Below are 6501 nucleotides of genomic sequence, written 5' to 3' on the forward strand. Positions count from 1 at the left end.
TCAGGGGGAGCTGCGGGGGCAGGGGGGACGGATGACGGTGGACGGTGACGGCGGCCCGGCGACGGGCGCCGCGGTGCGGTCGCAGGAGCAGGGGCCCTCGACCCGGGCGGGTGCGCCCGGGTCGGACCCCCGCACGGTCGTCGGGGCGCTGACGTACAAGCGCCCGGACGACCTGCGGGCGGCGCTGCCGATGCTCGTCGAGCAGGCGGCGCTGCTGGACCCGCCCGCGCAGGTCCTCGTGGTCGACAACGACCCCGAGGGCGGCGCGCGGGACGTCGTCGAGGACCTCGCCCGGCGGTCCGCGGCCGACGGCGGTCCCGTCGTCCGGTACGCGCACGAGCCCGAGCCCGGCATCGCCGCGGCCCGCAACCGGGCGTTCGACGAGTGCGCCGACGCGGACGTGCTGGTGTTCATCGACGACGACGAGCGGCCCGTGCCCACGTGGCTGCGGCTGCTGGTCGACACCTACCTGCTCGACCGGCCCGAGGCCGTCGTCGGCCCGGTCGTCTCCGAGTACGAGCAGGAGCCCGACGCGTGGGTCACCGCGGGCCGGTTCTTCGACCGCCGCCGCCTGCCGACGGGCACCGTGACCGACGTCGCGGCGACGAACAACCTGCTGCTCGACCTGCACCGCGTCCGCGCGCTCGGCCTGCGGTTCGACGAGCGGTTCGGCCTGTCCGGCGGCTCCGACCAGCTCCTCACACGGCAGCTCGCGCAGGCGGGCGGCCGGCTCGTGTGGTGCGACGAGGCCGTCGTCGTGGACGTCGTCCCGCCGGACCGCGTGACGCGACGCTGGGTGCTCGCCCGGGCGTACCGCAACGGCAACACGTGGGGCCGCACGTCGGTCGTGCTCGCCGACGGGGCGCTGGGCCGGACGGTCGCCCGCGCGCGCATCACGGGCCAGGGGCTGGTCCGGGCTGCGGGCGGTGCGGCGCGCCTCGCCTTCGGCACGGTGACCGGCTCGCTCGCGCACCAGGCCAAGGGGCGGCGCACGTACGCGCGCGGCACCGGCATGATCGCCGGCGCGTACGGCACCGTGTACGTGGAGTACGCACGCGACGGTCGGCGCACGGTCCGCTCGGGGAAGGTGCCGGGCGCGTCGTGACCTCAGAGACCCGGGGGCAGGCGGTGGAGGACCGCGCGACGGCGAAGGGCGGTACCGCCCGCAGCATGACGATCACCCTGGCGGGGAACCTGTTCCCGCCGGCGGTGGCGCTCGCGAGCGGGCCGATCCTGGCGCAGGCGCTCGGCGTCGACGGCCGCGGCCAGGTCGCCGCGGCGACCGCCCCGCTCGGCCTCGCGATCGCCCTCATGACGTTCGGGGTGCCCGAGGCCGTGTCGTACGCGGTCGCGCGGCACCCGCGGCTCGTCCGGACCGCGGCCCGCAACGGCGCGCTCATCGTCGTGCTCGCGGGCCTGCTCGCGACCGCGGCCGTGTTCGCGGCGCGCGAGTGGCTGTCGGGCGGAGACACCCAGATCCAGCACCTCATGGCCGTCGCGTCGCTCGCGGTCCTGCCGACGCTGCTGCTCGGCGTCCTGCGCGGCATCGCGTCGGGCCTGCAGCGGTGGGCGATGGTCGCGTGGGAGAAGGTCCTCGCGTCGACGCTGCGGCTGCTCGTGCTCGTCCCGCTGTGGCTGACGGACAACCTCACGCCGTTCACGGCGACCGTGGTGCTCGCGGCGATGCCCGTCCTCGGCGCCCTCGCCTACGTCACGCTTCCGCGGCGGCTGCCGCCCGCGGAGGAGGACACCGAGCACGTCGCGTCGACCCGGGCCCTGACCGGCTACGGCCTGCGGCTGTGGATCGGCACCATCTCCGGGATCCTGCTGTCGCGCGTCGACCAGACGCTCATGACGCCGCTGAGCAGCGCCTACCAGCTCGGCCTCTACGTCGTCGCGGTCAACGTGAGCGAGCTCCCGCTCGTCATCCACCGCGCGGTCCGCGACGTCACGTTCGTCACCGACGCGCACCGCAGCGAGGACTCCCGCCTCGCGGCCGCGGCCCGCATCTCGACGCTCATCTGCACCGTCGTCGCGGTCGTCCTGGGCGTGTCGATGATCTGGTGGCTGCCGTTGCTGTTCGGCGCGGAGTTCGGCCCCGCCGTGCCGATCGCGTGGCTGCTGCTCGTGGCCGTCGTCATCAGCACGCCCGGCTCGATCGCGGGCGCCGGGCTGAGCGCGCGCGGACGCCCGGGGCTGCGGAGCATCGCGCTCGTCATCGCGTGCGTGCTCAACATCGGGATGCTCGTGCTGCTCGTCCCGACGTACGGCGCGATGGGTGCCGCGTGGGCGACGGTGCTCGGCTACGTCGTCTCGTCGGGCCTCAACCAGTACTTCCTGCGCCGGCTGTTCGGGGTGTCGATGCTGTCGTTCTACGGCGTGCGCCGGTCCGACCTCGTCATCCTGCGCGGCTACGCCGGCACCCTCACGGGCGCCGTCACCCGCCGCCTGCGCCCCCGCCGCTGACCCGCGGGCGGCCCGCCGGCCCCCGCCCGGTCCACCCTGCGCCTCCCGGCCCACCCGGCCGACCCGACCCGACGGGCCGCCTCGTCGACCCGGCCACGTGCGACGATCCCGTCCTGGTGACCGCAACCGCACCGCGGAACGGTCACCAGGACGGGGTCGGACGGGCTGCGGGTCGACCCGCAGCCCGGTCGCGCGGTCAGACCAGGCCCACCGCGCGCGCCATGCCGTCGACGAGGTGCTGGTTCGTGAACCGCTCCTCGACCGCCTGCCGCGCCCGCAGGCCCAGCGCGGCGGCGTCGTCGGGCGCGTCGAGTAGCCCGATGACGCGGTCGGCGAGGTCGGTCGGCTCCTGCGGCTCGACGAGCAGCGCGGTCTCGCCGTCCCGGTGGTAGTCCTCGTGGCCGGGCGTCGCGGTGAGGACGACGGGCCGGGCGGTCGCCATCGACTCGAGGCTCACGGTGAGCCCCGACATGTGCAGGTTGGGCCGCGTCGCGAGCGCGACGACCGACGCGCGTGCGTACAGGTCCCGCAGCTCGGTGTGGGACAGCCGCGGCACCTTCGTCACGCCCGCCGGCGCGGGCACGTCGGACGAGTTCTGGACGACGATCTCGACGTCGGGCCGGGCCTCGTGCACGCGCGACAGCGCCGCGAACAGCGTCGTGGGGTCGCGGTCCCGGTCGCCGCCGACGCTCACGACGAGCGGCCGCTCGGCGGGCGGCTGCGCCGCGAAGAACTCGTGGTCGACGCCGAACGTGAAGAACGACACCTCCGGGCCGGACGCGCCCAGGGCCGCCTGCAGCGGCTCGACCTGCGCGCGGCTGTTGACGAACACCCCGTCCATGCGGCGCAGGACGTCGAGCGCCCCGCGCACGCGCTCCGACGACGGGTCGATCTCGAGCGCGTCCGTCAGCCAGATCGTGCCCGCGTACATGCGGGCGTGCGGCGACAGGACGAGCATCCGGCGGGCCAGGTTCTCGTCCCACGCGATGCCGACGTCCCGGCCGTGGCCGCCGCGGCGCACCGCGGACCGCACGAGCGACCGGACGCGGTCGGCCCGCGTCGGCTCGGGCAGGCTCACGGTCGTCACGGCGGCGCCGGTGCCGGCGAGCAGGTCGAGCCCGTACGGCCAGCGGCCCGGCACCTCGCCGCGCGCGTGCCGGTCGGCCCAGGACGTGACGTCCCGCTCGGCGCGGAACACCACCTCGACGGTGGTGCGGGTCGCGGTCGCCGGGGTGACGCTCATCGGGTGACTCCTTCACGTGGCGCGTGCCTGGGCGAGCGGGGACGGACCGGTGCGGGACGGCCGTCCGGCGGGACGGACCGGGTCACGGCGTCCGCTGGGCGACCAGCGCGGGCTCGTCGTGCGACCCGCGCTCGGCGCGCGCCCGACGTCCCCTGCGACCGTACGCCTCCCGGAACACCGCGGCGTGCGCCTCGGCGATCCCGGGCCAGTCACGTGCGGCCAGGTCGGGGCGGTCCTGCCCCAGGTCGAGCGCCGACGTGCGGGCCAGCGCCGACAGCAGGTCGTCGGCGGTCACCGTGCCCGTGAACGTCGTGACCCAGGCGTCGCCGACCTCGGCGGCGAGCTCGGCCGACGTCGCGCCGGCGGGGACCAGCACGGGACGGTCGAGCGACAGGCCCAGCAGCGCGGCCCCCGAGTTGTGCAGCCGCCGGTAGGGCAGGACGACGAGCGACGCGGCGCCGATCTCGGCGGCCAGGACGTCGTCGTCGACGTACGCGAGACGCAGGTCGACGCGCGGGTCCGCGGCGGCGAGCTGCTCCACGGTGCGGCGCAGCTCGTCGGTCTCGGGGCTGCCGACGACGCGCAGCTCCAGGTCCGCGCCGGGCAGGTCGCGGAACGCCTCGATGAGCTCCTCGACGCCCTTGTAGGGGCGCACCAGCCCGAAGAACAGGATCCGGCCCGGTCGGGCCTCGCCCCGCGGGTACGTCGCGAACCAGTCGCGGTAGTGCGGGTGCGCGATGGTCACGAGCGGGGTGCCGGGCCGGGCGTCGGCGGGCAGCGGTGTCGTGCCGTTGAGCCGGACGAACACCGACGTGCGGCGGTCGATCCGGCGCAGCATCGTGCGCTCCAGCCGCGAGCCCGACTCGTGCGGGTCGACGTTGTGCAGCGTGCGGACGACCGGCGTCCGCGTGAGGGCGAGCCGGGCCAGCAGCGCGGCGGTCGTGACGAACCGGGCCGCGGTCTTGGCCCGCGACGTCCCGCGCAGCAGCTTCTCGGGCCAGTGCACGTGGAAGACGTCGTACCGGCCGACCAGCGCGGTCCGCCAGTCGAACGTGACCGCCCGGACGTCCGCCGGGAGCTCCACGAGCAGCTGGGCGAGGTACGGGTTGGTCGTGCGGCGCGGCGCCGGGAACGACTCGAGCACGGTGAGCGTCATGAGCGCCCTTCCGAGGTCGTGGCCGGGTCGCGCGGCGCGCCCGGTCGGCTGGCTGAGGTCGGGCGGTGCGGGAGGGCCGGGTCGGCCGGCCGGTGCGGGAGGGCCGGGTCGGCCGGGTGGGCGTGCGTGCCGGGTCGGGTGCGGTGGCCGTGCCGGTCGTGTCGGCCGTGCCGGTCCTGCGACGTCGCGGGGGCGGGCTCGACGGCCGGCCGGGACGGCGGGTCGAGCGTCGCCACGCCCGCGTCCACGCCCTGGCGGGGGAGGAGCAGCATGCCGAGCGCGAGCACGATGATCGGCATCGAGCTGTAGATGGGACCGAAGGCGAAGTTCCAGAGCATGACGCAGGTGAGGTAGATGACCAGGCCGGACGCGACCCGGCGGGCCGCGGCGCTCGCGATCGACCAGATCGCGAGGACCAGGATCCACGCGCCGAGGACGATCCCCGCGAAGCCGAAGTTCGACCACAGGTCCGCGATCACGGCGTGCAGCTTGATCTCGCTGCCGAACATGTAGTTCTCGACGTAGCCGTTGTTCGGGTCGTAGTTGAGCTCGGCCATGCCCGACTTCGCGACGAGGATGTCGTCGAGGTTCGCGACGACGCCCACGCCGAAGCCCATCGGGCGGGACTCGAACAGCGCCGTGCTGGCCCCCCACTCGGGCCGTCCGCCGAGCAGGATCGACCCGGACGCCTGCACCTGCGCCTGTGACCGCTCCTGCGTCGCCTCGCCGAGGTAGCCCTCGAGGATCAGCGTCGTGCCGACCGAGTACACGCACGCCGCGATGCCTGCGAACAGCGCGATCGTCGCGAACGCGCTCGCCCTGCGACCCATCGTGGCGGGCCGCAGCTGGTATGCGACGAGCAGCGCCGCGAGCACGAGCGTCGCGAACGCGGAGCGCGAGTCGTTGACCATGCACATGCCCGCCAGGCCCAGCAGCAGCACGATCTCGACCGGCCGGGGCCGGCGGCGCACGACGAGGCCGAGCGCGAGCACGGTGACCGCGTAGGAGAAGTTGTACTTCCACGGGTTCGCGGGGTTGATGGGCTCGAGCCCGACCCGCAGGACGAGCCCCGCGGCGGCGGACAGCGCGACGGTCCGCAGGGGAAGCACCGTGCGGGCCCACAGCAGCAGCCCGATGCCGCAGAAACCGCCGATGACGAGCAGCAGGTTCGCGCGCAGCACGACCGGGCTGATCGCGTGGGTCGCGGACGACACCGCGGTCAGCCACACGCCCGCCGCGACCGCGAGGCCGCCGAGGGCGAACAGCCCGCCGGCGCCGACGTACTTGCGCGGTGCCGACCACCACACCGGGATGAGCGCGATGGGCACGACGATGGCCGTCGTGAACGCGTCCATGAGCTGGAAGTTGAGCGTGAGCATGGCGATCGCGCCCATCGCGACGAGCCGCGTGGACTGCCGCACCGTGCGCGCGGAGAGGGCGGCAGCGGGGCCGCTCGCCGTCGACCCGCCCGTCCCGGGCGGGGTCGTCCCGGTCGGGGTCGTGCCGGGCCGCGTGCCCGGTCGCGTGCCCGGTCGCGTGGCGACGGCCACGCCGCCGGACGCCCTCGCCGCCCCGGCGTGCCCCGACGCACCTGCGCCGGACGGGTCTCCCGACGTCCCGGCGGGGTCGACCGGAG

At 75.4% G+C, this 6501-nt stretch carries 6 protein-coding genes; 3 read left to right on the forward strand and 3 right to left on the reverse strand.

All coding sequences use genetic code 11. The features are described from left to right. The first annotated feature begins 31 nt into the window (after positions 1-31). Both CBZ_RS06255 and CBZ_RS06260 read left to right on the forward strand, forming a co-directional pair. A complete protein-coding gene (locus CBZ_RS06255; RefSeq protein WP_246013096.1) occupies positions 32-1105 on the forward strand; it encodes a glycosyltransferase family 2 protein in 1074 nt (357 codons plus the stop codon). A 65-nt stretch (positions 1106-1170) separates the two neighbouring features. Further along, complete coding sequence (locus CBZ_RS06260) at positions 1171-2466, forward strand: oligosaccharide flippase family protein (RefSeq protein ID WP_130780723.1); 1296 nt, start codon at positions 1171-1173, stop codon at positions 2464-2466. A gap of 196 nt (positions 2467-2662) precedes the next feature. Here the strand turns inward: CBZ_RS06260 and CBZ_RS06265 are convergent, their stop codons facing one another. The 3 genes from CBZ_RS06265 to CBZ_RS06275 form a co-directional block, all read right to left on the reverse strand. After that, positions 2663-3709 carry a glycosyltransferase family 4 protein gene (locus CBZ_RS06265; protein ID WP_130780724.1) on the reverse strand — a complete coding sequence of 349 codons (1047 nt, stop codon included), beginning with the start codon at positions 3707-3709 and terminating at the stop codon, positions 2663-2665. Between the two features lie 82 nt (positions 3710-3791). Then, positions 3792-4865, reverse strand: coding sequence for a glycosyltransferase (locus CBZ_RS06270; protein ID WP_130780725.1), 1074 nt, complete (start codon positions 4863-4865; stop codon positions 3792-3794). Beyond that, positions 4862-6259 carry a hypothetical protein gene (locus tag CBZ_RS06275; RefSeq protein ID WP_218022719.1) on the reverse strand — a complete coding sequence of 466 codons (1398 nt, stop codon included), beginning with the start codon at positions 6257-6259 and terminating at the stop codon, positions 4862-4864. The genes CBZ_RS06270 and CBZ_RS06275 overlap by 4 nt, the downstream gene beginning before the upstream one ends. Between CBZ_RS06275 and CBZ_RS21470 the strand changes: the two genes are divergently transcribed. After that, positions 6243-6501, forward strand: a 259-nt coding sequence (locus CBZ_RS21470; RefSeq protein ID WP_218022720.1) for a hypothetical protein, incomplete at its 3' end; no start/stop codon positions are given. The two genes, CBZ_RS06275 and CBZ_RS21470, sit on opposite strands and share 17 nt — an antisense overlap.

Source organism: Cellulomonas biazotea, from assembly GCF_004306155.1.
Taxonomy (GTDB): Bacteria; Actinomycetota; Actinomycetes; order Actinomycetales; family Cellulomonadaceae; genus Cellulomonas; species Cellulomonas biazotea.

Excerpts from the sequence above, each read along its gene's own strand:
- CBZ_RS06260 (WP_130780723.1), top strand. The coding sequence starts at position 1,171 with ATGACGATCACCCTGGCGGGGAACCTGTTCCCGCCGGCGGTGGCGCTC.
- CBZ_RS06270 (WP_130780725.1), bottom strand. The coding sequence starts at position 4,865 with ATGACGCTCACCGTGCTCGAGTCGTTCCCGGCGCCGCGCCGCACGACC.
- CBZ_RS06275 (WP_218022719.1), bottom strand. The coding sequence starts at position 6,259 with ATGGGCGCGATCGCCATGCTCACGCTCAACTTCCAGCTCATGGACGCG.
- CBZ_RS06255 (WP_246013096.1), top strand. The coding sequence starts at position 32 with ATGACGGTGGACGGTGACGGCGGCCCGGCGACGGGCGCCGCGGTGCGG.
- CBZ_RS06265 (WP_130780724.1), bottom strand. The coding sequence starts at position 3,709 with ATGAGCGTCACCCCGGCGACCGCGACCCGCACCACCGTCGAGGTGGTG.